Source organism: Ruegeria sp. AL12 (assembly GCF_056540885.1).
This window is the reverse complement of record NZ_JBQFXN010000006.1, coordinates 184,114-209,486: the sequence shown is the minus strand read 5'-3', so window position 1 is coordinate 209,486 and position 25,373 is coordinate 184,114. Positions and strand designations below refer to the sequence as shown.

The following is a 25,373-nucleotide window of genomic DNA, read 5'->3' as shown; positions in this document are numbered from 1 at the left end:
TTATCCAAACATTGCCCGCCTGCATCTTCCATTCCCCGGTCTCCCGTGCGAATTTTGTCGCAAACCTCCCAAAGGACGTGACAATGGATACGCAGAGCTCAGAAAGCCCCGTGCGCACCGCGCATCTGCCGCAAGTGACCGAAGCCCGGAATCCCGGCATGGATCTGGACCTGGACTGGGTGCGCGCCGTGCAGGCCAACACCTCGGCCATCGAACGCCGGGCTTCAACCCTGCCCGGGCGCCGGTCGGTCAAGAAAGAGCATCAGGCCGCCTGGCTGCTGAAGGCGATCACCTTGATCGACCTGACCACCCTGTCGGGCGATGACACCGAGGGCCGCGTACGCCGCCTGTGCGCCAAGGCACGGCAGCCGGTGTCACCTGACCTGCTGAAAGCGCTGGACATGCCGCCGATCACCACCGGCGCGGTCTGTGTCTATCACGACATGATCGAAACGGCGGTGGATGCGCTGAAAGGCACCGGCATTCCGGTCGCGGCCGTCTCCACCGGCTTTCCGGCGGGCCTGTCGCCCTTTAACCTGCGCGTGGCCGAGATCGAGGAGAGCGTGAAAGCCGGGGCCGAGGAGATCGACATCGTGATCTCGCGCCGCCATGTGCTGAAAGGCGACTGGCAGGCGCTGTATGACGAGATGAAGGCGTTCCGCGCAGCCTGCGGCGAGGCGCATGTGAAGGCCATCCTGGCCACCGGCGAACTGGGCAGCCTGCGCAACGTGGCGCGCGCCTCGCTGGTCTGCATGATGGCGGGGGCGGATTTCATCAAGACCTCGACCGGCAAGGAAAGCGTCAACGCCACCCTGCCCGTGTCGCTGGTGATGATCCGCGCCATCCGCGATTACTATGACCGCACCGGCCATCGCGTGGGCTACAAGCCCGCAGGCGGGATTTCCAAGGCCAAGGACGCGCTGGTCTACCTGTCGCTGATCAAGGACGAGCTGGGCGACCGCTGGCTGCAACCCGACCTGTTCCGCTTTGGCGCATCGTCCCTGCTGGGTGATATCGAGCGGCAGTTGGAACATTTCGTCACCGGGGCATACTCGGCCGGCTACCGGCACCCGATGGGCTGAGGACAGGAACAATGACAGTCAAAGAGATTTTCGAGACCATGGAATACGGACCCGCCCCGGAAAGCGCCGCCGAGGCCTTGGCATGGCTGGTCGATCAGGGCGACAAGTTCGGCCATTTCATCGACGGCGCCTTCACCAAGCCCGGCAAAGGGTTTGAAAGCCGCAACCCGGCCACGGGCGAGGTTCTGGCCAAGCTGACCCAGGCCACACGGGCCGATGTGGACGCCGCCGTTGCCGCCGCCCGCAAGGCCCAGCCCAAATGGGAAAAGCTGGGCGGCCCCGCCCGCGCCCGTTACCTCTATGCCATCGCGCGGCTGATCCAGAAACACGCCCGCCTGTTCGCAGTGCTGGAAACGCTGGACAACGGCAAGCCGATCCGGGAATCGCGCGACATCGACATTCCGCTGGTGCAGCGGCATTTCTACTATCACGCGGGCATGGCCCAGCTGATGGAAACCGAGCTGCCCGACGCACAGGCGCTGGGGGTCTGCGGCCAGATCATCCCGTGGAACTTCCCGCTGCTGATGCTGGCGTGGAAAGTGGCCCCGGCGCTGGCCATGGGCAACACGGTGGTTCTGAAGCCCGCCGAATACACCTCGCTGACGGCGCTGCTGTTTGCCGATATCTGCATGCAGGCCGGGCTGCCCAAGGGCGTGGTCAACATCGTCACCGGCGATGGCGCGGTGGGCGAGATGATCGTGAACGCGGACGTGGACAAGATCGCCTTTACCGGTTCGACCGAAGTCGGCCGCCGCATCCGCGAGGCCACCGCAGGGTCGGGCAAGTCCCTGACGCTCGAGCTGGGCGGCAAGTCGCCCTATATCGTCTTTGACGACGCCGACATCGATTCAGCCATCGAAGGCTTGGTCGATGCGATCTGGTTCAACCAGGGCCAGGTCTGCTGCGCGGGGTCGCGCCTGCTGGTGCAGGAAGGCATCGCCGACCGGTTCTACACCAAGCTGCGCGCCCGCATGGACACGCTGCGCATCGGCAACCCGCTGGACAAATGCATCGACGTAGGTGCCGTGGTGGATCCGGTTCAGTTGCAAACGATCACCTCCATGGTCGACAGCAATACGGTGGGCCGTGTGCATCAGGCTGCCTGCGAATTGCCCGCAAACGGCTGCTACTACCCGCCGACGCTGATCACCGGGCTCGAAACCTCGGACCCGTTGATGCAGGAGGAGATATTCGGCCCGGTTCTGGTCTCGTCGACCTTCCGCACCCCGGCCGAGGCGGTCGAACTGGCCAACAATACCCGTTACGGGCTGGCGGCCACGGTCTGGACCGAGAACGTCAACCTTGCGCTGGACATCGCACCCAAGCTGGTCGCGGGCGTGGTCTGGGTCAATGCCACCAACCTGTTCGACGCGGCCGCAGGCTTTGGCGGCGTGCGCGAAAGCGGTTTTGGCCGGGAAGGCGGCTGGGAAGGGCTGAGCGCCTATACCAAGCCCAAGGGCAAGGCCAAGCCGCTGGCCAAGATCGAACCCGTCGTGGGCGAAGGCGGCCCGGTCGACCCGATCGACCGCACCGCCAAACTGTATGTCGGTGGCAAGCAGGCGCGGCCCGATGGCGGCTATTCCCGCGCGGTCTGGGGCAAGGCGGGGCTGCAGGGCCATGTGGGTCTGGCCAACCGCAAGGATGTGCGCAACGCGGTCGAGGCTGCGGCGGGGGCCAAAGGATGGTCCAGGACCACCGGCCATCTGCGGGCGCAGATCCTGTACTATATCGGCGAGAACCTCTCGGCCCGTTCCGACGAGTTCGCGCATCGCATCGACGCGATGACTGGCCGCAAGGACGGTGCGAAAGAGGTCGACGCCGCGATCCAGCGCCTGTTCACCGCCGCCGCCTGGGCCGACAAGTATGACGGCCAGGTGCATGGCGTTCCGATCCGGGGCGTGGCGATTGCGATGAAGGAACCGGTGGGCGTGATCGGCGCGCTGTGCGGCGACGAGACACCGCTGCTGGGTCTGGTCTCGGCCATGGCGCCGGCGATCGCGATGGGCAACCGGGTGGTTTTGGTGGCGTCCGAGCCCTATCCGCTGGCGGCCACAGATTTCTACCAGGTGCTGGACACCTCGGACGTGCCCGCAGGCGTGGTCAACATCCTGACCGGCAGCCACGAGGAGCTGGCCAAACCGCTGGCGTCGCATCTGAACGTCGATGCGGTCTGGTCCTTCTCGTCGTCGGACCTGTCGGCGCAGATCGAGGTCGTCTCGGCCGGGAACCTGAAACGGACCTGGGTGAATAACGCGACGGCAATCGATTGGGGCATGGACCATTCCCGCCGCTTCCTTCAGGCTTCGACCGAAGTGAAAAACATTTGGGTGCCCTACGGCGAGTAGGGCTCCCGCCAAGGGAGGCCTACATGGATTTTTCGGGAAAAACCGTCATCGTCATCGGTGGCACCAGTGGCATCAACCGGGGCATCGCCGAGGCCTTCGCGGCCTCGGGCGCGAAACTGGCCGTGGCCAGCCGCTCGCAGGACAAGGTGGATGACACCGTCGCCGCGCTGAAGGCGGCAGGCGCGGCCGAGGCGATCGGCGCGGCCTTTGACGTGCGCGACGCCGAGGCGGTCGCCGAGGGGCTGAAACAGTTCCACGCGGCGCTCGGCGATTTCGACGTGCTGGTTTCGGGGGCGGCGGGCAACTTCCCGGCGCTGATGGCGGAGATGTCGGCCAACGCCTTCCGCACCGTGGTCGAGATCGACCTGATGGGCACCGTGCATGTTCTGAAAGGCGCCTATCCCTATCTGAAACGGCCCGGCGGCAACATCATCAACATCTCGGCCCCACAATCCTACCTGCCCTACGAGGGCCAGGCCCATGTCTGCGCCGCCAAGGCGGGCGTCGATCAGATCACCCGTACCCTGTCGATGGAATGGGGTGTGGAAGGCATCCGGGTGAACTCGGTGGTGCCGGGCTTCATCGAGGGCACCGAAGGCGCGAAACGGCTGGCCCCCACCCCCGACGCGGGCGAGCAGCTGCGCCGGGACGTGCCGCTGGGCCGCTGGGGTACGCCGCAAGACGTGGCCAATGCCTGCCTGTTTCTGGCCTCGGACATGGCCAGCTATATCAGCGGTACGGTTCTGGCAGTGGACGGGGCGTTGTATCAGCGCGGCTCGGGCCAGTTCGGCCAGATGATGGGAGACATGCTGCGCAGCATGAAAAAGGGGTAAGCCGCAGCTTACCCCAAAAGGTTCAGTTCGTTGTTTCCAGGCCCACCGGCTTGCCAACGACGACAAAGTGCAGACCGTCCGGGTCAAGCAGTTCGGCAGCAACGCGGTTCACATCTTCCAATGTCACCGCGTTCACCTTGTCATTGCGGGTGGCGATATAGTCAATCGGCAGGCCTTCCATCTGCATTCCGACCATGATCGAGGCAATCTGACCATTGCCATCGAACCGCAGCGGATAGGCGCCGGTCAGATAGGTCTTGGCGTCGTCAAGTTCCTCTTGCGTCACACCCTCGGTGGCCGCGCGCGCCCATTCATCGCGAATTACGTCGATGGCTTCGGCGATACGGTCGTTGGCCGAGGACACGGACCCAAGATAGACCGAAGCCAGATCCTTGGGCACCAAATAGGTCCCGACCCCGTAGGTCAGGCCACGCTTTTCGCGCACCTCCTGCATCAGCCGGCTCTCAAACCCGCCGCCGCCAAGAATATGGTTCAGAACAAAGGCCGCAAAGAAATCCGGGTCATCCCGATCAATCCCGGCCTGACCGAACAAGGCCACGGACTGAGGTGTGTCGAATTCGACAACACTGACGCCGCCGGGAATGTTCACCTCGGCCTTGCCCGGGATGGGCTTGCCGGTGTCCGGCAAGTCGCCAAGCAGGGTATCAAGCAGGGTACCCAGTTCCTCTGCCGTGATATCGCCGACGGCCCCCACGTACAGACGATCCTTGGCGAACACGCCTTCGTAAGCCGCGACCACGTCATCGCGGGTCAGGGCCGAGACACTTTCGATGGTGCCTTTCCCTTCGGATCCATAGGGGTGATCGCCGTAGGCCATCTGCGCAAAGGTGAGGCCTGCGATTTCGTTCGGGTCAGTCTGGTCCGAGCGCAGGCCCGACAGAACCTGCGCGCGCACTCGGTCAACCGCATCCTGATCAAAACGCGGTTCGTGGATCGTCGTGCGCAGCAAATCGACCACTTCATCCCGGTTTTCGGACAGAAAACGCGCGGAAATCGAAACTGAATCGTCGCCGGCCTTGTATCGGAACGAAGCCGCCAGAGCTTCCAGCTCGCGGGCATAGGTCCGCGCATCCATGTCGCCCGCACCTTCTTCGATCAGCCCGCTCATCAGGTTGACCGCGCCGCGTTTGTCAGGGTCGTCCAGCGACGTACCACCACGGAACCGCAACTCCAGCGCGGTGAATGGGATGGAATGGTCCTCGACCAGCCAGGCTTTGATGCCGCCGGGCGAGGTCACTTCTTCGATCTGGATCTCGGCCAAAACCGGCAAGGCGACCAGGCAGGCAATCAGCGTTGCAACAAACCGTTTCATTGCGTCACCTCGTCATCGCGCATCAGCCAGCCGGTGACCGACGCCTCGGGTTGCAGAACTTCGCGGGCCGCGGCGATGATCTCATCCCCGGTCACGGCCTGAAGGATCTCGGGCCAGGCCTGAACATCGTCGACCGTCAGGCCGCTGGTCAGGGCCCGGCCATAGCGGTTGCCGATGCCGTCCACGTTGTCGCGCGCATAGGTCTGGGCGGCGCGCAGCTGCATCTTGATGCGCTCAAGATCCTCTTCGTTCACACCTTCAGCGATGAAGTCGGCCACGGCCTGGTCCATGGCGTCTTCGGCCTCTTGCAGGGAAACACCCTCGGCCGGAACGACGATCAGATCAAAGGTCGTGTCATCCAGTGAAACACCGCGATAGAACGCACCGGCATAGACGGCCTTTCGCTGATCAAACTGCAACTTTTCGTTCAGGTAAGACGTCGTGCTGCCGCCCAGCAACTCGGCCAGCAGAAACAGAGCCGCCGCTTTTTCCTGTTCGCCCGGATCGCGTTCCGGGGCCAGATAGCTGCGCTGAACGTAAGGCTGGGCCACGCGCGGGTCCTTGAAGGTCAGGCGACGCTCGGCCGTTTGCGGCGGCTCTTGGGACCGAACCCGCTCGGGCAGGTCCGGGTTGGCGGGAATCACACCGTAATACTGATCGGCAAGCGCGCGGACTTCGTCGGGGTCAACGTCACCTGTGACCACCAGAATGGCGTTGTTGGGCGCATAATGGGTCTGGTAGAACGACAGCGCGTCCTCCATGTCCAGATCCTCCATCTCGTGCATCCAGCCGATGATCGGCACGCCGTAGCGGTGGTTCAGATACTGGGCCGCACTCATCTGTTCGCCGAACAGGGCGCGCGGATTGTTTTCGGTGCGCTGGTTGCGTTCCTCGAGAATCACGTCCCGTTCGGTCAGAATGTCCTCTTCGCTCAGCCGAAGATTCCGCATCCGGTCGGATTCCATCCGCATCATCAGCTCTAGCCTGTCGGCGGCGACACGCTGAAAATAGGCGGTATAGTCATACGAAGTGAAGGCGTTGTCGTTGCCGCCATTGGCAGCGACAGTGGCAGAGAACTCTCCCGGGGCCAGCGTGTCGGTGCCTTTGAACAGCAGGTGCTCCAGGAAATGCGCCACGCCGGATGATCCGATCGGCTCATCAGCGGATCCGGCCCGGTACCAGACCATATGCTGCACGACCGGGGCACGGTGGTCTTCGACCACGACGACATCCATGCCGTTGTCCAATGTGAATGTGGTAACCGCTTCTTTCCCATCCTCGGCAAATACCGGGGCGGCCGCGATCAGGGCAGCCGACAAGGCCAGGGCCCGAACCATAGGGCATCCTCCGTTTCGTTTCTGGTATTCAAACTACGGTGACGCGGCCCGGGTTCAAGCCCGATGACGGAAAGTTAAGAATTATTCACCCGGTGGCGAAGAAGGAGTTTCGATGCCGGCCCGGCGGGCGGCTTCTGTTTCCGCGAACGGATCGATCGATTGTTTTTCGTAAACCTGACCATAGCGGTCGACCGGGAACAGACGCAGGCCGGTCCAGCGCCCCCGGCGTTTGCGGAACGCGGCGTCATCAGCCTCGACCACCTGCCGCGCATCGGGAGAAACACCATAGCGACTGGAGGCCGTGACAAGCGCTGCATCCGAGGATGGCACAGCCGCGTTCGGATTCAGCGCAGCAGCATTGCCGCCCAGCGCAGCCACCGCATCGGCATTTGGGTTCGGATCCGTCAGATTCGCGCCACCCGGCGTGGGTGCAGGCAAGAACGCATAGTCCTGAGGTTGGGTCAGCGGTTTGACCGGCAGCACGGAAAACTCATCCGGCCCCGGGCCCGGAGCCTCCAGATCCCGCAGGCCGGGATTCGAACACGCCGCAACCGCAGCGGCAACAGTCAAAACAAATAGGGCGCGCGGCATCCGCATTGGTGTCTCCAGCCTGTTTCAGGCGCTTTTATCGCATATCATTCCGCGCGTCACGAGGCCTTTTTGCCGTCAAACAGCACCAGCCCGATAGCTCCTGCAAATATGAAGACATCTGCGAGGTTGAAAACAAACGGATTGTTGATGCCGCAACAGGACATGTTCAGGAAATCCAGAACAAAACCGTAAAGAACCCGATCCACCACATTCGCCAGCGCACCGCCGATCAGCAGGCCGCCGCAAAACAGCATCAGCCCCGAATGGGCTGCACGGCCGAGCCACACAAGCACGCCAACACAGATCGCCACGGAAATACCGATCAGAATCCAGCGCGCAGCCTCCGAGTTTCCTTGGAAGAGACCGAAATTGATGCCCCGGTTCTCGCCGTATTTGAACACCAGCAGCGGCGGCACAACATCAATGCCGCCGGGCTGATCGGCCACGCGCATGACGTGAACGACCAGGTATTTGCTGATCTGGTCGATCGCAAAGGCGGCCAGCGCCGCCCAGAGAAGCAGGCGTGACCGCATCAGTGACGGAAATGGCGCATGCCGGTAAAGACCATGGCCAGGCCGGCCTCATCCGCAGCGGCGATGACTTCGTCATCCCGCATGGACCCACCTGGTTGGATCACACAGGTTGCGCCTGCCTCGGCCGCTTCCATCAGGCCGTCAGGGAAGGGGAAAAACGCGTCCGACGCAACGGCCGAGCCGATGGTCAGCGGTTGGGCCAAGCCCAGCACGTCAGCCATACGTTCGGCTTTCTTGGCGGCAATCAGGGCCGAGTCCACACGGCTCATCTGGCCCGCGCCGACGCCTACGGTGGCGCCGTCTTTGACATAGACGATGGCGTTGGACTTAACGTGCTTTGCCACTTTCCAGGCAAACAAAAGGTCACGCATCTGTTCGTCGGTCGGGGCCTTCTTGGTCACAACTTTCAGATCATCCATGCCGACAAAGCCGTTATCCTTGTCCTGCACCAGCAACCCACCGGCCACCTGACGCACGGTTTTCCCACCGGCGGTCACATCCGGCAGCGCTTCGGTTGTCAGCAGGCGCAGGTTTTTCTTGGCGGCAAAGATTGCCTTGGCCTCATCCGATGCGCCCGGAGCGATCACGACCTCGGTGAAAATCCCGGTGATCTCTTGCGCGGTCTCGGCGTCCAGAGGCTGATTCAACGCCACGATACCGCCGAAGGCAGAGGTGCGGTCGCAGTCGAAGGCAGCCTTGTAGGCCTCAAGCAGGGTTGCACCCCTGGCCACGCCACAGGGGTTGGCATGTTTAATGATGGCGCAGGCGGCGCCCTGCTGGGGGTCAAACTCGGCCACCAATTCAAAGGCCGCATCCGTGTCATTGATGTTGTTGTAGCTCAGTTCCTTGCCCTGATGCTGGATCGCGGTCGCTACACCGGGCCGATTGGTGCCGTCGGTGTAGAACGCAGCCTGCTGATGGCTGTTCTCGCCATAGCGCAAGGTTTGTTTCAATTCACCGGCAAAGGCGCGGCGCTTGGGGGCTTCAAGCTCCAGCGCATCGGCCAGCCAGTTGGACACTGCCGCGTCATAGGCAGCCGTACGGGCATAGGCTTTCTGCGCCAGCTTGCGGCGGAATTTCGGACAGGTCGCGCCTTCGTGCTGATCCATATCGCCCAGCAGTTTTTCGTAGTCTTCAACGTCCACGACCACGTTTACGAACGCATGGTTCTTGGCCGCCGCGCGGATCATCGCCGGACCGCCGATGTCGATATTCTCGACGCACTCATCGTAACCTGCGCCTTTGGCCACGGTTGCTTCAAACGGATACAGGTTCACAACCAACAGATCGATTGCACTGATGCCGTGTTCGTTCATGGCTGCAACATGGGTATCGTTGTCGCGCAGGGCCAGCAGCCCGCCATGCACCATCGGGTGCAGGGTCTTGACCCGGCCATCCATCATCTCGGGGAAGCCGGTGATCTCGCTGACATCCTTCACCACAAGCCCTGCATCGCGCAGCGCCTTGGCCGTGCCGCCGGTCGACAGCAGTTCGACCCCGCGCTCGGCCAGCGCCTTGCCCAGCTCGATCAGCCCGGTTTTGTCGGATACGGAAAGCAACGCGCGGCGCACGGGGTGAAGATCGGTCATGGGTCCAAAGGTCCTTTTGGCGTCAGTCTAACTCGGGCTCGTCCCGATGCGTATCGCGCACGGCATAGGCTGTGTCCTGTGCCTTGCTCAGAGTCCACCGGGTGCGCGTCGCATACTCCATTGCGCGCCCGGATAGAACGATCTGTTTTGTCGCGCGTGGCTTCAAACGCCCTTTTTCAAGGTAAACGCTTGGCTCGACGGACAATTTTCCAACGCCGTCATGACGGAAAACCCAGATTTCACCGCTTTTGAGCGCCATCGATACCGCCGCACCGCCCAAATCCAGCGCCGCATCGACATCCGGATGCAGGTGAAACCGGATGTCATAGCCAATGCCTTTGAGGCCCGAAGCGTCCATCGCCTTGTCAAATTGACGCTTTGCCTTGTCGGTCGCCGTCAGCAGAATATCCTCGACCGTCAGCTCGCGCCCGTCAAATCGCAACTCAAAGGTCCGCGCATGGGTCAGACCAAAGACCTTTGCGTATCCATCGTGCCCCGCCATAAAGCGGATCCCCTCGAACGCATCCTCGAAATCAACGGGCACCTCCTGTGGTGCGTCCACCAGCGCCTGCGCTTCACGCCCCGGCACCGGGTTGGCCAGCCGGGCGCTTGAGAACCCATCCAGGCAAAGCGTCGAGTGCGACGGCGTCGCCCGTCCTGCGCGGCGCCATTCCAGCCCGAAACTGGCCCCCGACCCGCAATTCACGATCAGCGGTCGCCGCCCCGAGGTCAACTCGAACGCCAGAGTAGAGGCATGCGCATTGTAAGAGGCCGCCCCCGACGGCGGTATGCTGGCATCCACGATCACCGTGGTGCGTGCAGCCGACAGACGGGCATAGCCCATCGGCAATTCGGTGGCCGCCTTGTGTTTGACGCCGCTTTGCGCAAGGGCCTGTTCCAGTCGCCCCTCGACACCGCGCCCGCCACCATGAAACCGCGCCAACGCCCCATCCGCGTGGCGCAGGCTGCGCAAGGTCGGCGCGATCCGTTTGATCGCATTGGCCTGGGCGGCAGGCGTCCCGCGACCAAGATCATTCAGCGCCGCCGAAGTCCAGCTGAGCAGCGTGAACACCTCGAGCAATTCTTCCGGATTGCGGGTTGGTATTCCGCCCTGCGCATCCACCTGACGGTCGCATTCCCCGGCCAGGGCGCGCAGGGCCGGGTCGGCCATCCGCTCCAGCCCCTCCAGCGCCAGCCCGGCCTGCACCAGTCCGGCCAGCGCCTCGAACCGGGGCAGTCCCGGGGTTGCGGCATGCCAGCGTTTGGACAGGAACCATGTTTGCTGGGCCAGCGAGCGGAAAAACAGTTTGCTTTGTTTTTCATCCGCCCCTCGCAGCAGAAAAAGTGCGTGGTTGATCCAGCGCATCACCCGACGTCCGGTCAGATCAGGCGCCCAGCCGGGCCCTTGCCCGCGGCCATGAGATTCTATCCATCCCCAGACCCAGCGCTGCGCCTTTTCCCGCGCACGCATGTCTCCGACCGCGGCCAGATCATCCAGCCATGCAAAGCCGTGACGTTCTTCGTCAAAGCCGGCACTGGGGGCGGTGACGTCCCAAAGCCCGGTATCTTCGGCCTCGACCAGATAGCCGGCGAACAACAGATTTCCGGCAACCAGTTGCCGGCCACGTGCGAACGAACCCACCGAGCGCGGATCCGGTTGCGCAACAAACCCTGTGACCGCCTTTTGCCGCTGGCTCAGGCGCGCGTAGAAACGGTTCTGAAACCGCATCCACCGACTGGCCATGGTGTCTGATTTCGACATGACGCGTGTTACTCTGCCCCTTGCGCTCTGCTGGCGCTTGAGACCCAACGATAGACCGCGCCGATCGTCAAGTCATCGAAAAGCGTGCGTTCAGACGGTTTTGGTCAGACACGCGATATAGAACCCGTCCATACCACCTCGATCCGGCCAATAATCCGGGCGCAATCGCAAGCCGCCTTCTTCGGTGATCCAATCCGTTTCGACACCGGGTACGTTCAGCGCGTCGCGATCCACGCTCATGTCCGAATACATGTCCAGCGCCTCTTCCACCTGAACTTCCCCCTCGTCCGGCAGCAGGGAACACGTGCAATAGACCAGACGCCCACCGGGTTTGAGCAAGCCCCACGCATGGGCCAACATGCGCGACTGGAGCTCGATCAGGCCGCCGAATTCCGAACCGTCCTTGGCAAACGGCAAGTCAGGATGCCTGCGAATCGTACCCGTGGCCGAGCACGGCGCGTCCAGCAGGATCGCGTCGTACCGGTCTTCGTGTTCCAGCGCATCGCCCACGATGACCTTCGCCCTAAGGCCGGTCCTTGCAAGGTTCTCGCGCACCCGTTCCATCCGTGATTCCGACACGTCTAGTGCCGTGACATCAGCCCCTGCGGCCGCAAGCTGCATCGTTTTCCCACCCGGCGCCGCACACAGATCCAGAACTTTCTGGCCCGCCTTCGGGGCCAGAATGCGAACCGGCAATGCGGCTGCCGCATCCTGCACCCACCAGTCTCCGGCCTTGTACCCCGGCAGGGTCGAGACCTGACCCGCATCGTGCAACCGCACCGACCCGGTCGGAAGGATCTCGCCTGAAGGGCCTTCCGCCCCGGGTTTCAAGGTAAGGTCCAGTGGCGCACCCGCGAAATGTGCCTGCTCGATTCCGGTTACGGCATCCGTGCCCCACGCTGCGATCAGCGGTTCACGCAACCAGTCCGGCAAACGCGGAACGCGCATCTTCGGCCACGCCTCGGGGCCTTCTACCGCAACCTTGCGCAGAACGGCATTCACCAACCCCTTGAGGCGACCATGCTTGCGCGAACGGCTGACGATCTCGACCATGGAATTGACGACGCCATGGGCGGCTTCGCCGTTGCAAAGCTCGACCGCACCCAGTCTCAGCGCGTTGTGGACCGTCAGAGCGGGTGTTCGGTTCAGGTGGTTGGCCAGCAGGCGGTCGGCCCGTTCCAGCCCACGCAGTGTTTCCAACGCCAGTCGCTGGGCACGCGCGCGATCCTCGGGTTCCAACCGATCCACTGCGCCCGCCGCCAGACACTCGGCCAGCAGGCGACCTTCGCCCAGAACCTGATCCAGAAGATAGATTGCGCTGCGCCGTGCTGCTGTCGCGCTGTTAGACATTGTACCGCCTTCATGTGACCTGCGTCCGCATTGCCAATGGCGGACGCGGGCGTATATCAAGACTGCGCAAGGAAAGGAACCCGATGTCATGAGTGACGACCGCAAAGACTTGCCCCCCGCCGCCCAGCGCGCCCTAGCCGAAGCGGAAGAACGCCGCCGCAAAGCCAAGGCCGAGGCCCGGGAATTGCCGAAAGAACTGGGTGGCCGGGACGGCCCGGACCCGGCCCGTTACGGTGACTGGGAAAAGAAGGGTATCGCCATCGATTTCTGAACGGTCAACCACGCAGCGCCTTGAGGAAATCCTCGATCAGGGCACGCTGTTTTCTGGACTTCGCCCGGTCTTCAGGCCAGGTCAGCCAGTACCCGTCCTTGGTGTGTAATTCGGGTAAATCCAGCCGCCGCAACCGCCCCTCTTGCAGGTCGGCAAGGGCCAAGGGAACCGATCCCAAAACCACACCCATGCCGCGCCGCGCAGCCGAAATCGCATGTTCCATCGAATCAAAGCTGATTTTTGATTGCGGCAGGTCCTGCTGGCCGTTTTTCTGGCTCCACTCTCTCCAGCCGGGGCGTTCTCCGCGCAGGTCGATCAATGGGGCGCCCCAGTCGACACCCGGCGGCGCCATGGGTGCAAGGACCTCGGGCGCGATCAGGGCGGCATCACGCCCGGCCCAGATGCCCCGACCATATCGGATTTGCAGCCAGGTTCGTTCTTCGTCCAAAGACGACCGGCGCGCGACCGAGTCGGTCATCACCCGAACCCCTGGCTGCATCTCGTGAAACCGGGTCAGCGCCGGCAAAACCAGTGCGTGGATGTTCGACGACAAGCCGGCCACGCGCAGCTCGCGCGGGGATTTTCCAAACAGGTCCTCGGTATTGCGCTCCAGCGCGCGAAGGCTGTCCTGCACCAAAGGCAGATAGCTTTCACCTTCGACCGTCAGTGACACGCCCCGCGCCTCGCGCACGAACAAGGATCGGCCCAGCCAGGCTTCGAGGTTGCCGATCCGCTGGCTGACAGCGGCCTGCGTCAGCCCGAACTCCCTGGCTGCTGCCGAGAACCCACCAAGACGCCCGGCGGCCTCGAACACGCGCAGCCAGTCCAGTGGCGGTAGCCCGATCCTTTTCTTAGCCATTAGATTTTCCAAGCCTCAGCCGAAATAAGGATTAATTGTCGTAATGCCATGAACAGCGTATCTGCTCAACCAATGCTCGCGCCGAACAGGAGACCCCAAATGCTGCGCACCGCCAACCACGACACTTCGGTCGTCACCGTCGCGTTCGACACAGGAACGCAAGCCCGCTTTCACGCCGTCTGGTTGCGCGACAACGCGCTGGACCCGGAAACCCGCGCCCCGGGCAACGGCCAGCGACTGATCACCATCGGCGATATCCCTGCTGACATCTCGGTCAGTTCAGCCGAGGTTGTCGCGGGCGGCCTTCAGGTCACGTTCCAGCCCGAAGACAAAACCGTTACCTTCCCGGCCGAATGGCTGGCCGAACACAACTATGATTGCGAACGGGACGACACGCTGGGCCGCACCGGCCCCGGCATCATCACCTGGGAAGGCGGGGTCGCCGCCCCCTCTGGCGACTGGAACGAGGTTCATGCCAGCCCTGCGGCCAAACGCAACTGGCTGGCGTCTGTGGCGAGTTACGGCTTTGCCAAGCTGACGGGCGGGCCAACCGAACCGGAATCGCTTTTGAAAGTGGCCGACCTGTTCGGCTATGTCCGCGAAACCAACTATGGCCCTTATTTCGAGGTTCGGACGGAAGTGAACCCGACCAACCTCGCCTATACCGGGCTTGGCTTGCAGGCCCACACCGACAACCCCTATCGCGACCCTGTGCCGACGCTGCAAATCCTCTATTGTCTGGAAAACAGCGCCGAAGGGGGCGACTCGATCGTGGTCGACGGCTTTCGCGCTGCCGAAAAGCTGCGTGCGCAGAACCCCGAAGGTTTTGCGCTGCTGGCAGGCTACCCGGCACGGTTTGAATACAAGGGGTCTGACGGTGTCTGCCTGCGGTCCCGCCGTCCGATGATCGAATTGTCGCCGGATGGCGAACTGGTTGGCATCCGCTTCAACAACCGTTCCTCAGCGCCTTTCGTGGACGTGCCTTTCGACAGGATGGAAGCCTATTACGCGGCTTACCGCCAATTGGGCGAGATCATCGACGACCCGGCCATGGGCGTGTCGTTCAAACTGGAGCCGGGTGAAAGCTTCATCGTCGACAACACCCGTGTCCTGCATGCACGGCTGGGCTATTCCGGTGCCGGTTCGCGCTGGTTGCAGGGATGCTATGCCGACAAGGACGGGCTGCTGTCCACACTGGCGGCGATGGAGATGACGCAGCCGGAGGCGGCGGAATGAAGCCCGATTTCTCGACCCTGAACCGGGACAATATCGTCGCCTTCATCGGGGATATCTTCGAACGCCGCGGCGGTGAGGAATATCTGGGCGAACCCGTCACCATGGCCCAGCACATGCTGCAAGGCGCCACCATCGCCGAACAGAACGGCCGGCCTGAAGAGATCATTGTCGGCGCATTGTTGCATGATATCGGCCATTTCACGTCCGAATTCGGGACCTACCACCCCGATGATACCGAAGACCGCCACCACGAGGATGCGGGTGCTGAGGTTCTGGAGCAGTTCTTCCCTTCGGTCATCACCGATTGCTGTCGATATCACGTGGCCGCCAAACGGTATCTCTGCGCCACCAAGCCCGAATATTTCAACCGCCTTTCTGCCGCCTCGGTCCATACCCTGGAACTGCAAGGCGGCCCGATGAGCGCCGAAGAAGTCGCCGCCTTCGAATCCAATCCGAACCTGAAAGAGATCATTCAGGTCCGGTATCTGGATGAGGCCGGCAAACGGACGGACATGGAGACACCGGATTTCGCCCATTTCGCACCGATGGTGCAGCGCATGGTCGACAAACACCTGGGGGCATCATGACGGCGCCCGAGTACATCTTCGAGGCCAGTTCCAAGCCATCCCTGCCGTTGCACGAGGTTCCCCTGATCCGGGCGACGGACAGCACGGTCAAGGGGTACGGCTGTTTGGTCGACGACCCCGAAACCTTTGAAATCGAGATCGTACGCTGGCCGCAGCAGGGCTGGCGACCGATTGACGACGGCACGGGTGACGAAGGCGGCTGGGTTGAAGGCACGTTCAAATGCGATTGGCAGGGTGACGTGCTTTACGGTGAGAACGAGGCGGTCAAAGGCCACTATGTGCTGGGTTGGTCCGCCGACCCCCAACAGGCGCAAACCGACCGACAAACGGCCCCGCGGGATCAAGTGTTGCTGTGGCATATGAACTATCACCCCGATGGCGGGCAGATGTTCTGGCCGCTGGACAACAAGCCCTTCATCGTGCCCGCGGCCCTGCCCGGCGACAATCTGACCCTCGAAAAGGTGGTGGCATTCTGGTGCGACGGGTCAAAGGGGCTCTATATCCATCCCGGCATCTGGCACGAGGGGATTTTCCCGGTTGAAGACAACCAGCGTTTCCTTGACCGGCAAGGGGCCGTTCACGCGCGCATCAGCGCGGATATCGGCAACGAGTTCGGCGTCTACCTCGCCTGCCCCTTGCGGGCCGACAAGATCAGGAACCTGTGACTAGGGCATTTTGATGAGCGGAACGGCTGCGGGCGATCCAGATCTGCACGGCCAGCAGATAAGGCACAAAGAACGCGAAATTCTGCACCAGATCAAAAGGGCCCGAGAAATCGGGCTCTGACCCCACCCCTCCGGTCAGCAGATACCACAGTGTGTAATGCACGCGGTAAAGCCACGACCCCAACGCCAGCCAGAAGAGCCGCAATCCCCATGCCCAATGGCCTGCGCGATCCCCTTCCAAAGCCCTGCGCGCCACCATCAGCGCAGCCGTGAAAAGACACAGCCCGTACAGAAAAAAGGAGGCAGACATCAGCGGCCCTCCGATGGTTCCGCGCAGGGGAATATAGATCATGCCCGCCAGCCCGGTGATCCATGCCAGCGCCACCAGACAGGCTCCCATCATGCGGTGAAATCGATTGTACCTGAGCCGCAGCCCCTTCAACAGTTGAAGCGGGACGAGTGCGACCAAAAAAGTTCCTGCCAGAATGTGCACCAACATCGCGGCATTACCGACATTCTCACCATCAGCGAACAAATAGCTGTGCCGGGCGGCGTCCTGCGACAGGCCTTTGCCGATCATTCCAACGCCATGCGCAACGAATGGCAACAGTGTCAGGTAAAACACCGCAAGCAAAATGCCGGTTGCCAGTCCAGAGCGCCGAATCCTCATGAATCAAAGCTTAGCGTCGGCGACCGCTTCGTCTATGGCTCACAGACCCAGCACATCCACCATGTCATATTGGCCGGGCGCCTTCCCCTGCCCCCACAGCGCTGCCTTCAGCGCGCCGCGGGCAAAAATCGCGCGGTCGCTGGCCAGATGGCGCAGGACGATGCGCTCGCCGGGCGCGGCGAACAGGACGTCGTGTTCACCAACGATGTCGCCGCCGCGAATGGCGTGGAAGCCAATGTCACCACGCTTGCGCGCACCGGTGATGCCATCCCGCCCCCGGTCAGCCACATCCGACAGTTTGACGCCACGCCCTTCGGCGGCGGCCTCGCCCAACATCAGCGCGGTGCCGGATGGTGCGTCCACCTTGTGATGGTGATGCCCTTCGATGATTTCGATATCAAAATCCTCATCCAGTGCAGCCGCGACTTTCTTGGTCAGTTGCACCAGCAGATTGACGCCAAGGCTCATGTTCCCTGCCCGCACGATCACCGCGTGGCGCGAGGCCGGTTCCAGCGCGGCGATCTGCTCATCCGTCATGCCGGTCGTGCCGATCACATGCACGCAACGCGCCTGCGCGGCCAAAGCGGCAAAGTCCAGCGTCGCCTCGGGCGCGGTAAAGTCGATCACCGCCTGTGCCTGCGCAAAAGCTTCCAGCGGGTCATCGGTAATTTTGACGCCCAGCGCCTGGCCACCCATGGCTTCGCCCACATCCCGACCGACCCAGTCATGCCCCGTGCGCTCGACCACGCCGACCAGACGCGCCTGATCACTGTCGGTTACGGTCTTGATCAGCATCTGCCCCATGCGGCCCGAAGCCCCTGTGATGACGATCCCCGGAATATGGGTCATGGCGGTATTCCCTTGCTGCAAACTGCTCAAAGCCTCCTACCCCGTTCGCGCCCGCTTGGCAAAGCCCCGGTTTGCGCTTAGATCGGGGATTATGGCAAAGAACAAATTCCACGATGGCCCCGGCCCGTCCCAACGACAGCTGCGCGTCGGCGAACTGATCCGCCGCACCCTGTCCGAGGTTCTGGCGCGCGGAGATGTCCACGACCCCGACCTGAACCGCATGTCGATCACAGTGGGTGAGGTGCGCACCTCGCCCGATCTGAAAATCGCCACCGCCTATGTGCTGCCCTTGGGCGGCAAAGGGCAGGAGGACGTGATCGATCTGCTCGCCCGCAACAAAAGTGAACTGCGGCGCATGGTTGGCAAAAAGGTCGGCCTGAAATTCTCGCCCGATCTTCGGTTCCGCCTTGATGACACGTTTGACCGCCTGGACGACACCCGCCGTATGTTCGAACAGGACGCGGTGCGCCGCGATCTGGACGAGTGATCCGGGCATTCGTCACATTGGGCGCGGTTATCTGGGCCGCGCAAGCCTCTGCGGTTACTTGCGAAAAGCTGACCCATAATGACAAGCGCTATACCGTCTGCGAGGTCGACGCGGCAAACGAAGACCTGCGCCTGTTTCTCAACGACGAAAACGGGGATCTGCTGGGGCATTTCTCGTCGGTGAACGAGGCGCTGGCCCCCGGCGGCAAGCGTCTGGCCTTTGCCATGAACGCGGGCATGTACCACGACGACCGGTCGCCCGTCGGCCATTATGTCGAGAACGGCAAAGAGGTCATGCGGGTGATCTCCAACCCCGGCCCCGGCAATTTCGGCCTGCTGCCCAACGGCGTGTTCTGCATCCGCGAGGGCCGGGCTGATGTGTTCGAGACGCTGGATTTCATCGACCAGTCCCCCGACTGCCGGTTCGCCAGCCAATCCGGCCCGATGCTGGTGATCAATGGCGCGTTGCATCCCCGGTTCCTACCCGATTCGACCTCGCACTATGTGCGCAACGGGGTGGGCACCAGCGCCGATGGCACCCGGGCGGTGTTTGCGATTTCCGAAGATTACGTCACATTCCACGAATTCGGTCGCCTGTTCCGGGACGTGCTGGAAACTCCGAATGCGCTGTTCTTCGACGGCAATATCTCTCGCATGTATGACCGCGCGAACAATCGGTCCGATGTCGGGTTTTCGCTGGGGCCGATCGTGGGTGTGGTCGAAGACGCACCTTGAAATTGACAGGGCGATGGCGATCCGCTAGGTCGCGCGCCTCAGCAAGATTGAAGGTGCTACATGGGACGCAAACGCAAGGGTCGCGACATTTCCGGCTGGCTGGTGGTGGACAAACCCGCGGGCATGACGTCGACCGCTGTGGTCAACAAGGTGCGCTGGGCGATGGATGCCAAAAAGGCGGGCCATGCGGGCACGCTTGACCCCGAAGCGACCGGCGTGCTGGCCGTGGCTCTGGGTGAGGCGACCAAAACAGTTCCCTACATCACGGATGCTCTGAAAGCCTACACCTTCACTGTCCGTCTGGGCCAGGCCACCAACACTGACGATGCCGAGGGCGAAGTGATTGCCGAAAGCGATGCCCGCCCGTCAGACGAAGACATCAAGCGGGCGTTGACCCCGTTTCTGGGCGACATCATGCAGGTTCCGCCCAAGTATTCCGCCGTGAAAATCGACGGCCAGCGCGCCTATAAACTGGCCCGCGACGGCGAAGACGTGGAACTGACAGCCCGGCCTCTTTGGGTCGAGGAACTGATCCTTGTCGACCGCCCCGACCCGGATCACGTGGTATTGGAGATGACCTGCGGCAAGGGCGGTTATGTCCGCTCGATCGCCCGCGATCTGGGTGAAGCGCTGGGATGCCACGGCCACGTCCGGGAACTGCGCCGGATCTGGTCCGGACCGTTCGAGGCCGAAGACGGGTTGAGCATCGAACAGATCGACAAAATGGCAAAGACCACGGCGCTGGACGACTATCTGCACCCGCTGGAAGCCGGCCTGTCCGACCTGACCGAGCTTAAATGCACCCCCGAAGGCGCAACCCGCCTGCGCAATGGCAACCCGGGCATGGTGTTGGCCTCGGATGTTGAATACGGCGACGAGGCATGGGCCTCGCTGGATGGCAAGGCCGTGGCCGTGGGGGTTTACAAATCGGGCGAATTGCATCCCAGCCGGGTGTTCGCCGCCTGAACCACGTGTTAGGCGAAAGGCATGATCACCCGAACGCACACCAAGGGCGATGCGCCCTCGACCGCCATCTATTCCGACTGCGAGAAATACCGCTATAGCCTGACCCGCGTGTGGGACCCGGCAGGGCGCAAGGCGCTGTTTGTCATGTTGAACCCGTCTACCGCGACCGAAGTGCAGAACGACCCGACGGTTGAACGCTGCGAACGTCGTGCCCGGGCGCTGGGGTTCGGCGCGTTTCAGGTGACCAACATCTTTGCCTGGCGCGACACCGATCCGCGCAAGATGCGTGCCGCTGCCGATCCGGTAGGCCCGGAAAATGACGCCGCCATTCTTGAAGGTGTTCGGTGGGCCGATCAGGTCATCGCCGCCTGGGGCACCCATGGTGCGCATCTGGACCGGGGCCCGGCGGTGGAAACCCTGCTGCGCCGGACCGGCCAGCCGCTGTTCCATCTGGGCTTGACCAAAGACGGCCACCCCAAGCACCCGCTTTATATCGCCTACAGCCAACAGCCCGAGCAATGGTGATAAAGTATTAACCATTTCAATAACTTGACTTTGACCCGATTGCCAATTGCATGGGATGTTCACCCTCGGAGCATTCTGCGATCGGAGAGGTGTCATGTTTCTGGCCGGATTGATCGGACTCGCCGCCATCGGCGGTGCCGCATACGCGATGAGCGACATGCTGATCGAAGACGAGGACGTTTCAGAGGACGGGCCCAACGAGGACCCGGAAACGGAACCCGACACCGGAGAGTTTCTTGAGATTGGCGAAAACGTCGAGGACCCGGTGAATCCCGACATCGAAACCCAGTCCACTGGCACGGTAATCTCTGAATTCGAAGGAGACCTCGTGATTGCCGGCAGCGATGGCCCTGACCAGATCACCGGGCAGGACGGTGTCGACCAGATCAACGGGTTTGGCGGCGATGATACCATCGACGGCGGCAAGGGCGATGACGTTCTGCACGGGGGCGAAGGTACGGACACGATTTCGGGCGGTCAGGGTGATGATGTTCTGCACGGAGAGGCGGATGACGACTTTCTGTTCGGCAATGAGGGGGACGACGCCCTGTTCGGCCATTTCGGGGACGATACCCTGGATGGCGGCGAAGGCGAAGACGAACTTTATGGCGGTCAGGGCGACGATACTCTGACGGGCGGGGCCGATGATGACGCGTTGCAGGGCGGGTTCGGAGACGATGCCCTGAACGGTGGCGCAGGTGAAGATACGGTCTTTGGCGGCGACGGCGATGACTTTGTCTTTGGCCTCGAAGAAGGCGCAGCCGAAAAAGACTTCCTGAATGGGGGCGCCGGTGACGACACCATTGTGGCAGGCGGCGGGGATGTGGTTAACGGTGGGCAGGGCGCTGATGACATCGTGCTGAGCCCGGGTGACGAAGACGTGACCGTCATGGGATTCCAACCCGGTGAGGACAAGCTGCTTGTCACCTGGGAGGATGAGGCTGACCCGGAGATCGAGGTGGAACCCGACGCTGAAAACGCCAACTTGACCCGGGTCATGATCAACGGTCAGGAAGTGGCGCAGGTATACGGGGCTCAAGGCATGACGGTGGCCGACATACAATTGATCACCGAAGCGCAACTGGCCCAGTACGGGCAGATGGTCTGAGCCCGCAAATTCCCTTTGCCATTTGGTGAAAATGCGCTTATACGCGCCCATCCGCATCGGAATCGGTGCGGTTTTCTCCATGGGCCTGTGCTGGACGACATCCCGGCCTGCGCCATCAACTCTAACCTTTGAAGGAGACCCCGATGTCGATCACTGCTGAAGAAAAAGCACGCGTCATGAAAGAATTCGCAACCAAAGAGGGCGACACCGGTTCGCCTGAAGTACAGGTTGCCATCCTGACCTCGCGCATCACCACTTTGACCGAGCACTTCAAGACCCACAAGAAAGACAACCACGGTCGTCGCGGTCTGCTGAAGATGGTTGCCCAGCGCCGCAAGCTGCTGGACTATCTGAAAGGCAAAGAAGAAGCACGTTATCAGGACCTGATCAAAAAGCTGGGCATCCGCCGCTAAGCGCTTTTTGCAAATGACCTGAAACCGGGTTTTCCGGTTCAACGCCCGCCAACCGGCGGGCGTTTTCCGTTGGACCCACCGCAAGCGATACATCCCCCTTAACTTGCCAGAGCAGCTGAACATTCCGTGGCCGCCAGGGAATGCCCGTTGCGGCACTTTGTTTTAGGCTCTCTGCGTGTTTTCCCAGCGCGTGGCATAGTCACTTTGCGACACACTTGCACTTGTCTTGGTGCCGGCAACAGGTTTTCGAACCACATAATCCAGAAGAACAGGCAATCCCGGACCAAAAGTTCCCAGCGGTCGCGGACGTTTCTTTGTCTTGTTGGGATCCGTCATCTTCACCACGTCACGGGCGGCATATGGCCTCAATGGCTGCCACACACATTTCAGAGCCTCATAGTTCATGGCGTTGACCCAAAAGCCGTACACGATCTCTGGGCAAATCTGATAGAAGCCGTGATTGATCCAGTTGTTCGATGGCGAATGTGCGATGAACACACCGCCGGGCTTCAGCATCTTGTCGATGTTCCGGTAGGCGGTCGGCAAGTCGAACACGTGCTCGCATGTTCCACCATCATAGATAACGTCAAACCGACCAACCAGGTTTTCAGGCAAATCTCCCGCGAGATCCTGAACGATGCTCGCACCTTCGAAATCCGAAAAATCCAGCGAATCCACTTCCGAGAACCCAAGTTTCCGAAAGAACGTTTCCGAATATCCATCATCCGGGTTGCAAAGGTCAGCTTCGGCCACTCCGGGCAGGTATTTCTGCAAGGTTTCCCTGAACAATGCGGCGGACGTAGATCGGCGCGCACCGATCCAATCCTGCCGCCCAAGCATCAGAAAGCTACCTGACAGGTCATTGGATTTGACATCTTCGATCAGGCGCGCAGCCAGGACATCAACAATTGACAATCATTCCTCCGAAGGGTGGTCCAAAGCGGTTTTCTTCGCGTGAACGTCCTATTCTGAGGATTCAATGTCAACGCAATAGCAATATTCCGGAACATGCGGCAAAGCGGGCAAGTTTCCCGGCCAGCGTAAAGTTGGCAGCTTCCCTGCTTTGCTGACATCCTGCCCCCGGGTGTTCGGCATCCGGCATCAAGCGCAGAGCCCGGCCCGTGCGGTTTTCTTCGCGCTGACGGGTGTAAAATTCCGGTCAAGACACCGCGCAGATCTCTTCACTTTATGCAGGCTCCACAAAACGGAAGACGCCCACCAATCGGCGGGCGTCTCGTTCATGGAAAAAATCTTCGGCTCTACATTTTCGCCTTTTCTGATTTCAACGCCAGCCACAGGCAGTAGCACATTATCAGAACCACCAGCGTAAAGGGGATGCCGGTTGAAACCGCCGCGCCCTGCAATGCGGAAAGACCGCCTCCCAACAGCAATGCGATGGCAACCAGGCCTTCCAAAGTGCACCAGAACACGCGCTGAACCACGGGTGCGTCCATCTTGCCGCCTGCGGTGATCGTGTCGATCACCAAAGATCCGGAATCAGACGAGGTGACGAAGAAGATCACGATCAGGACTAGGGCGATCGGGGCTACGATGCCGTACAGCGGCAGCTCCTTCAGGAAACCGAACAGCGCTCCCTCGGGGGCGTAGCTGTCGATCACGGTCGCGCGCACACCTTCTGCTCCGCCTGCGTTCAGCATGTCGATGGCTGCGCCACCGAAGGTCGACATCCACAGGGCGCAGACGGCTGTTGGCGCCAGCAGCGCACAGATTACGAACTCGCGCACCGTACGGCCCTTTGAAATGCGGGCAATGAACATGCCAACAAACGGTGACCATGCGATCCACCACGCCCAGTAGAAGGTCGTCCAACCGTGGAAATAGCTGGTGTCTTCTCGTCCGAACGGGTTCGACAGCGCGGGCAGGTGCAGCACGTAATCAGTCATCACGTTGAAGTACCGCGCGATGGCGGTGCCTATGCCTGTTACAGCGATGACGAAAAGGAACAGCCCCACGGCCATGATCATATTGATCTCACTCAGCCGTTTGACGCCCGCATCCATGCCCAGCAAAACCGAGCCCAGCGCGATCAACGTAATGCCAATGATCAGCAGAACCACGACGGTGGGGCTGGGTTCGATGCCAAAAACCTCGTAAAGGCCAGCGGCAACCTGCTGAGCCCCCAGGCCAAGCGATGTGGTCAGACCGAACAACGTGGCAAAAACCGCCAACGTGTCGATGATATGGCCCCACCAGCCCCAGACCCGTTCACCCAGAATTGGATAGAAGGCCGAACGCAAAGTCAGGGGCAGGTTTAGATTGTAGCTGAAAATCGCCAGGCTCAGGCCGACTGCGGCGTAAACCGCCCAGCCTTCCAGCCCCCAATGGTGAATGGTTCCAACAACGCCGATATACTCATTGCCCGGAACAGCGATATCGATACCCAGTGGGCGCGCATTCCCGTCTTCGGCAAAGTTGTAGTAGACCGGCTCCATCACTCCGAAAAACAAAAGACCGATACCAATACCGGCGGCGAACATCATCGCAATCCATCCGGCGTAGGAATAATCAGGCTTGGCGTCCTTGCCGCCGATCCGCACACTGCCGACTGGCAGGATGATCAGAACGAGGCAAAACAGGGTAATTGCATCTACCGAAAGGACCAGAAACCAATCGAACGTGCTGGTCAGCCAAGGCCGGAGCCAGCCGAAAAACGTAGCTGCGGCCTCTTGGTTGGCCAATGCGATCAGAACGAACGCAAAGATCATGATACTCGAGATCAGAAAGACCGGGTTGTGAATGTCCAAGCCAAACGGCCGGACGTTATCCTGCCCCAGTTCATATTCCGTTTCGAAGTCGTAAATCCGGGGGTCCGGATCCAGCATCTTCTTTGTTTGTGCCATTCGATTGCCCTTCTGTTCGCTGTCTGCAAACGCCAAGGTATTCGGTCGGCGGACGGGAATGAGTTAGTTAACCCCCTTGGCGCGTTTCCGTCATTTCGACCGCAGGCTTAATGATAAGAGCTTATACTGCCTTCATATTTTTACAAAATGCATTCGATTGCGGATATGTTAGCGCTACATGCTGTTCCGGGTTCCCGTAACCCCGGACCTGAAGAACCAACAGCGACTTGATAAGTTGATCGTTGTTCGGGCTTGAATCTTTTGCGCCCGGTGGCAGCACAAGCCAGTCCCGGCATGAAACGGCCATCCGATGCAGTTTCGCTTTCCTTCCAACGCATTCTCATGTATGCGCGCGGTATCTGAGACGTTGTGCCCTGACCCCGGCAC

At 61.4% G+C, this 25,373-nt stretch carries 25 protein-coding genes; 13 read left to right on the top strand and 12 right to left on the bottom strand.

Features of this window, described 5'->3' with window-relative positions; translation table 11 throughout:
• The first annotated feature begins 83 nt into the window (after window positions 1–83).
• Genes deoC through ACR0C6_RS15985 form a run of 3 tightly spaced genes read left to right on the top strand, consistent with a single transcriptional unit; the run spans window position 84 to window position 4,260 of the window.
• Window positions 84–1,082, top strand: a complete 999-nt coding sequence (gene deoC, locus ACR0C6_RS15995; protein ID WP_480620168.1) for a deoxyribose-phosphate aldolase — start codon at window positions 84–86, stop codon at window positions 1,080–1,082.
• Between the two features lie 11 nt (window positions 1,083–1,093).
• On the top strand, window positions 1,094–3,427 hold the full coding sequence (locus ACR0C6_RS15990) for an aldehyde dehydrogenase family protein (protein WP_480620166.1): 2,334 nt from the start codon (window positions 1,094–1,096) through the stop codon (window positions 3,425–3,427).
• Window positions 3,428–3,450: 23 nt separating this feature from the next.
• Complete coding sequence (locus tag ACR0C6_RS15985; RefSeq protein WP_171637275.1) at window positions 3,451–4,260, top strand: SDR family oxidoreductase; 810 nt, start codon at window positions 3,451–3,453, stop codon at window positions 4,258–4,260.
• A 22-nt stretch (window positions 4,261–4,282) separates the two neighbouring features.
• On the opposite strand, the gene ACR0C6_RS15980 is transcribed toward ACR0C6_RS15985, so the two are convergent.
• The 7 genes from ACR0C6_RS15980 to ACR0C6_RS15950 form a co-directional block, all read right to left on the bottom strand.
• Complete coding sequence (locus ACR0C6_RS15980) at window positions 4,283–5,593, bottom strand: M16 family metallopeptidase (protein ID WP_480620164.1); 1,311 nt, start codon at window positions 5,591–5,593, stop codon at window positions 4,283–4,285.
• Window positions 5,590–6,930, bottom strand: coding sequence for a M16 family metallopeptidase (locus ACR0C6_RS15975; protein ID WP_480620162.1), 1,341 nt, complete (start codon window positions 6,928–6,930; stop codon window positions 5,590–5,592). The genes ACR0C6_RS15980 and ACR0C6_RS15975 overlap by 4 nt, the downstream gene beginning before the upstream one ends.
• Window positions 6,931–7,011: 81 nt before the next feature.
• Complete coding sequence (locus tag ACR0C6_RS15970) at window positions 7,012–7,527, bottom strand: DUF3035 domain-containing protein (RefSeq protein ID WP_152459364.1); 516 nt, start codon at window positions 7,525–7,527, stop codon at window positions 7,012–7,014.
• A gap of 50 nt (window positions 7,528–7,577) precedes the next feature.
• Window positions 7,578–8,054: a signal peptidase II gene (gene lspA, locus ACR0C6_RS15965; protein ID WP_171233463.1), complete on the bottom strand. Its 477-nt coding sequence runs from the start codon at window positions 8,052–8,054 to the stop codon at window positions 7,578–7,580.
• The gene (gene purH, locus ACR0C6_RS15960; protein ID WP_480620160.1) at window positions 8,054–9,643 is read right to left on the bottom strand and encodes a bifunctional phosphoribosylaminoimidazolecarboxamide formyltransferase/IMP cyclohydrolase; all 1,590 of its coding nucleotides are present in this window, start codon (window positions 9,641–9,643) and stop codon (window positions 8,054–8,056) included. The genes lspA and purH overlap by 1 nt, the downstream gene beginning before the upstream one ends.
• A 22-nt stretch (window positions 9,644–9,665) precedes the next feature.
• Window positions 9,666–11,405, bottom strand: a complete 1,740-nt coding sequence (locus ACR0C6_RS15955; RefSeq protein WP_152459367.1) for a heparinase II/III family protein — start codon at window positions 11,403–11,405, stop codon at window positions 9,666–9,668.
• Between the two features lie 90 nt (window positions 11,406–11,495).
• Window positions 11,496–12,755 (bottom strand): RsmB/NOP family class I SAM-dependent RNA methyltransferase, encoded by a 1,260-nt coding sequence (locus ACR0C6_RS15950; protein WP_480620158.1) that lies wholly within the window; start codon window positions 12,753–12,755, stop codon window positions 11,496–11,498.
• 88 nt (window positions 12,756–12,843) lie between these two features.
• Here ACR0C6_RS15950 and ACR0C6_RS15945 point away from each other — a divergent pair, with 88 nt between their 5' ends.
• Window positions 12,844–13,026, top strand: a complete 183-nt coding sequence (locus ACR0C6_RS15945; protein ID WP_152459369.1) for a DUF1674 domain-containing protein — start codon at window positions 12,844–12,846, stop codon at window positions 13,024–13,026.
• 4 nt (window positions 13,027–13,030) lie between these two features.
• On the opposite strand, the gene ACR0C6_RS15940 is transcribed toward ACR0C6_RS15945, so the two are convergent.
• Window positions 13,031–13,885 (bottom strand): LysR family transcriptional regulator, encoded by an 855-nt coding sequence (locus tag ACR0C6_RS15940; RefSeq protein WP_480620156.1) that lies wholly within the window; start codon window positions 13,883–13,885, stop codon window positions 13,031–13,033.
• 99 nt (window positions 13,886–13,984) lie between these two features.
• Between ACR0C6_RS15940 and tmpA the strand changes: the two genes are divergently transcribed.
• Genes tmpA through ACR0C6_RS15925 form a run of 3 tightly spaced genes read left to right on the top strand, consistent with a single transcriptional unit; the run spans window position 13,985 to window position 16,373 of the window.
• Entirely contained in the window at window positions 13,985–15,121 is a 1,137-nt protein-coding gene (gene tmpA / locus ACR0C6_RS15935) for a 2-trimethylaminoethylphosphonate dioxygenase (RefSeq protein ID WP_480620154.1), read from the top strand.
• Window positions 15,118–15,708 (top strand): (R)-1-hydroxy-2-trimethylaminoethylphosphonate oxygenase, encoded by a 591-nt coding sequence (tmpB, locus tag ACR0C6_RS15930; protein WP_480620153.1) that lies wholly within the window; start codon window positions 15,118–15,120, stop codon window positions 15,706–15,708. The genes tmpA and tmpB overlap by 4 nt, the downstream gene beginning before the upstream one ends.
• On the top strand, window positions 15,705–16,373 hold the full coding sequence (locus tag ACR0C6_RS15925; protein WP_480620151.1) for an ureidoglycolate lyase: 669 nt from the start codon (window positions 15,705–15,707) through the stop codon (window positions 16,371–16,373). Before tmpB ends, ACR0C6_RS15925 begins: the two co-directional genes overlap by 4 nt.
• On the opposite strand, the gene ACR0C6_RS15920 is transcribed toward ACR0C6_RS15925, so the two are convergent.
• Window positions 16,360–17,043: a DUF2306 domain-containing protein gene (locus ACR0C6_RS15920; RefSeq protein WP_480620149.1), complete on the bottom strand. Its 684-nt coding sequence runs from the start codon at window positions 17,041–17,043 to the stop codon at window positions 16,360–16,362. The genes ACR0C6_RS15925 and ACR0C6_RS15920 overlap by 14 nt on opposite strands.
• 39 nt (window positions 17,044–17,082) lie before the next feature.
• Window positions 17,083–17,892, bottom strand: a complete 810-nt coding sequence (gene dapB, locus ACR0C6_RS15915; RefSeq protein ID WP_480620147.1) for a 4-hydroxy-tetrahydrodipicolinate reductase — start codon at window positions 17,890–17,892, stop codon at window positions 17,083–17,085.
• Between the two features lie 91 nt (window positions 17,893–17,983).
• On the opposite strand from dapB, the gene rbfA reads away from it, so the two are divergent.
• The 6 genes from rbfA to rpsO all read left to right on the top strand — a co-directional run bounded on the left by rbfA (window position 17,984) and on the right by rpsO (window position 22,125).
• Window positions 17,984–18,379, top strand: coding sequence for a 30S ribosome-binding factor RbfA (gene rbfA, locus ACR0C6_RS15910; protein WP_152459376.1), 396 nt, complete (start codon window positions 17,984–17,986; stop codon window positions 18,377–18,379).
• A complete protein-coding gene (locus tag ACR0C6_RS15905; RefSeq protein ID WP_480620145.1) occupies window positions 18,376–19,113 on the top strand; it encodes a phosphodiester glycosidase family protein in 738 nt (245 codons plus the stop codon). The genes rbfA and ACR0C6_RS15905 overlap by 4 nt, the downstream gene beginning before the upstream one ends.
• Window positions 19,114–19,173: 60 nt before the next feature.
• Complete coding sequence (gene truB, locus ACR0C6_RS15900; protein ID WP_480620143.1) at window positions 19,174–20,079, top strand: tRNA pseudouridine(55) synthase TruB; 906 nt, start codon at window positions 19,174–19,176, stop codon at window positions 20,077–20,079.
• Window positions 20,080–20,100: 21 nt separating this feature from the next.
• On the top strand, window positions 20,101–20,604 hold the full coding sequence (locus ACR0C6_RS15895; RefSeq protein ID WP_170346689.1) for a DUF1643 domain-containing protein: 504 nt from the start codon (window positions 20,101–20,103) through the stop codon (window positions 20,602–20,604).
• 94 nt (window positions 20,605–20,698) lie between these two features.
• Entirely contained in the window at window positions 20,699–21,712 is a 1,014-nt protein-coding gene (locus ACR0C6_RS15890) for a calcium-binding protein (RefSeq protein ID WP_480620141.1), read from the top strand.
• 143 nt (window positions 21,713–21,855) lie between these two features.
• Window positions 21,856–22,125 (top strand): 30S ribosomal protein S15, encoded by a 270-nt coding sequence (gene rpsO, locus ACR0C6_RS15885; protein WP_152459381.1) that lies wholly within the window; start codon window positions 21,856–21,858, stop codon window positions 22,123–22,125.
• A gap of 162 nt (window positions 22,126–22,287) precedes the next feature.
• Here the strand turns inward: rpsO and ACR0C6_RS15880 are convergent, their stop codons facing one another.
• Window positions 22,288–23,040: a class I SAM-dependent methyltransferase gene (locus tag ACR0C6_RS15880; protein ID WP_171229923.1), complete on the bottom strand. Its 753-nt coding sequence runs from the start codon at window positions 23,038–23,040 to the stop codon at window positions 22,288–22,290.
• A 344-nt stretch (window positions 23,041–23,384) separates the two neighbouring features.
• Window positions 23,385–24,986, bottom strand: coding sequence for a BCCT family transporter (locus tag ACR0C6_RS15875; protein WP_152459384.1), 1,602 nt, complete (start codon window positions 24,984–24,986; stop codon window positions 23,385–23,387).
• Between the last annotated feature and the right edge of the window lie 387 nt (window positions 24,987–25,373).

Excerpts from the sequence above, each read along its gene's own strand:
- deoC (WP_480620168.1), top strand. The coding sequence starts at position 84 with ATGGATACGCAGAGCTCAGAAAGCCCCGTGCGCACCGCGCATCTGCCG.
- ACR0C6_RS15990 (WP_480620166.1), top strand. The coding sequence starts at position 1,094 with ATGACAGTCAAAGAGATTTTCGAGACCATGGAATACGGACCCGCCCCG.
- ACR0C6_RS15985 (WP_171637275.1), top strand. The coding sequence starts at position 3,451 with ATGGATTTTTCGGGAAAAACCGTCATCGTCATCGGTGGCACCAGTGGC.
- ACR0C6_RS15980 (WP_480620164.1), bottom strand. The coding sequence starts at position 5,593 with ATGAAACGGTTTGTTGCAACGCTGATTGCCTGCCTGGTCGCCTTGCCG.
- ACR0C6_RS15975 (WP_480620162.1), bottom strand. The coding sequence starts at position 6,930 with ATGGTTCGGGCCCTGGCCTTGTCGGCTGCCCTGATCGCGGCCGCCCCG.
- ACR0C6_RS15970 (WP_152459364.1), bottom strand. The coding sequence starts at position 7,527 with ATGCGGATGCCGCGCGCCCTATTTGTTTTGACTGTTGCCGCTGCGGTT.
- lspA (WP_171233463.1), bottom strand. The coding sequence starts at position 8,054 with ATGCGGTCACGCCTGCTTCTCTGGGCGGCGCTGGCCGCCTTTGCGATC.
- purH (WP_480620160.1), bottom strand. The coding sequence starts at position 9,643 with ATGACCGATCTTCACCCCGTGCGCCGCGCGTTGCTTTCCGTATCCGAC.
- ACR0C6_RS15955 (WP_152459367.1), bottom strand. The coding sequence starts at position 11,405 with ATGTCGAAATCAGACACCATGGCCAGTCGGTGGATGCGGTTTCAGAAC.
- ACR0C6_RS15950 (WP_480620158.1), bottom strand. The coding sequence starts at position 12,755 with ATGTCTAACAGCGCGACAGCAGCACGGCGCAGCGCAATCTATCTTCTG.
- ACR0C6_RS15945 (WP_152459369.1), top strand. The coding sequence starts at position 12,844 with ATGAGTGACGACCGCAAAGACTTGCCCCCCGCCGCCCAGCGCGCCCTA.
- ACR0C6_RS15940 (WP_480620156.1), bottom strand. The coding sequence starts at position 13,885 with ATGGCTAAGAAAAGGATCGGGCTACCGCCACTGGACTGGCTGCGCGTG.
- tmpA (WP_480620154.1), top strand. The coding sequence starts at position 13,985 with ATGCTGCGCACCGCCAACCACGACACTTCGGTCGTCACCGTCGCGTTC.
- tmpB (WP_480620153.1), top strand. The coding sequence starts at position 15,118 with ATGAAGCCCGATTTCTCGACCCTGAACCGGGACAATATCGTCGCCTTC.
- ACR0C6_RS15925 (WP_480620151.1), top strand. The coding sequence starts at position 15,705 with ATGACGGCGCCCGAGTACATCTTCGAGGCCAGTTCCAAGCCATCCCTG.
- ACR0C6_RS15920 (WP_480620149.1), bottom strand. The coding sequence starts at position 17,043 with ATGAGGATTCGGCGCTCTGGACTGGCAACCGGCATTTTGCTTGCGGTG.
- dapB (WP_480620147.1), bottom strand. The coding sequence starts at position 17,892 with ATGACCCATATTCCGGGGATCGTCATCACAGGGGCTTCGGGCCGCATG.
- rbfA (WP_152459376.1), top strand. The coding sequence starts at position 17,984 with ATGGCAAAGAACAAATTCCACGATGGCCCCGGCCCGTCCCAACGACAG.
- truB (WP_480620143.1), top strand. The coding sequence starts at position 19,174 with ATGGGACGCAAACGCAAGGGTCGCGACATTTCCGGCTGGCTGGTGGTG.
- ACR0C6_RS15895 (WP_170346689.1), top strand. The coding sequence starts at position 20,101 with ATGATCACCCGAACGCACACCAAGGGCGATGCGCCCTCGACCGCCATC.
- ACR0C6_RS15890 (WP_480620141.1), top strand. The coding sequence starts at position 20,699 with ATGTTTCTGGCCGGATTGATCGGACTCGCCGCCATCGGCGGTGCCGCA.
- rpsO (WP_152459381.1), top strand. The coding sequence starts at position 21,856 with ATGTCGATCACTGCTGAAGAAAAAGCACGCGTCATGAAAGAATTCGCA.
- ACR0C6_RS15875 (WP_152459384.1), bottom strand. The coding sequence starts at position 24,986 with ATGGCACAAACAAAGAAGATGCTGGATCCGGACCCCCGGATTTACGAC.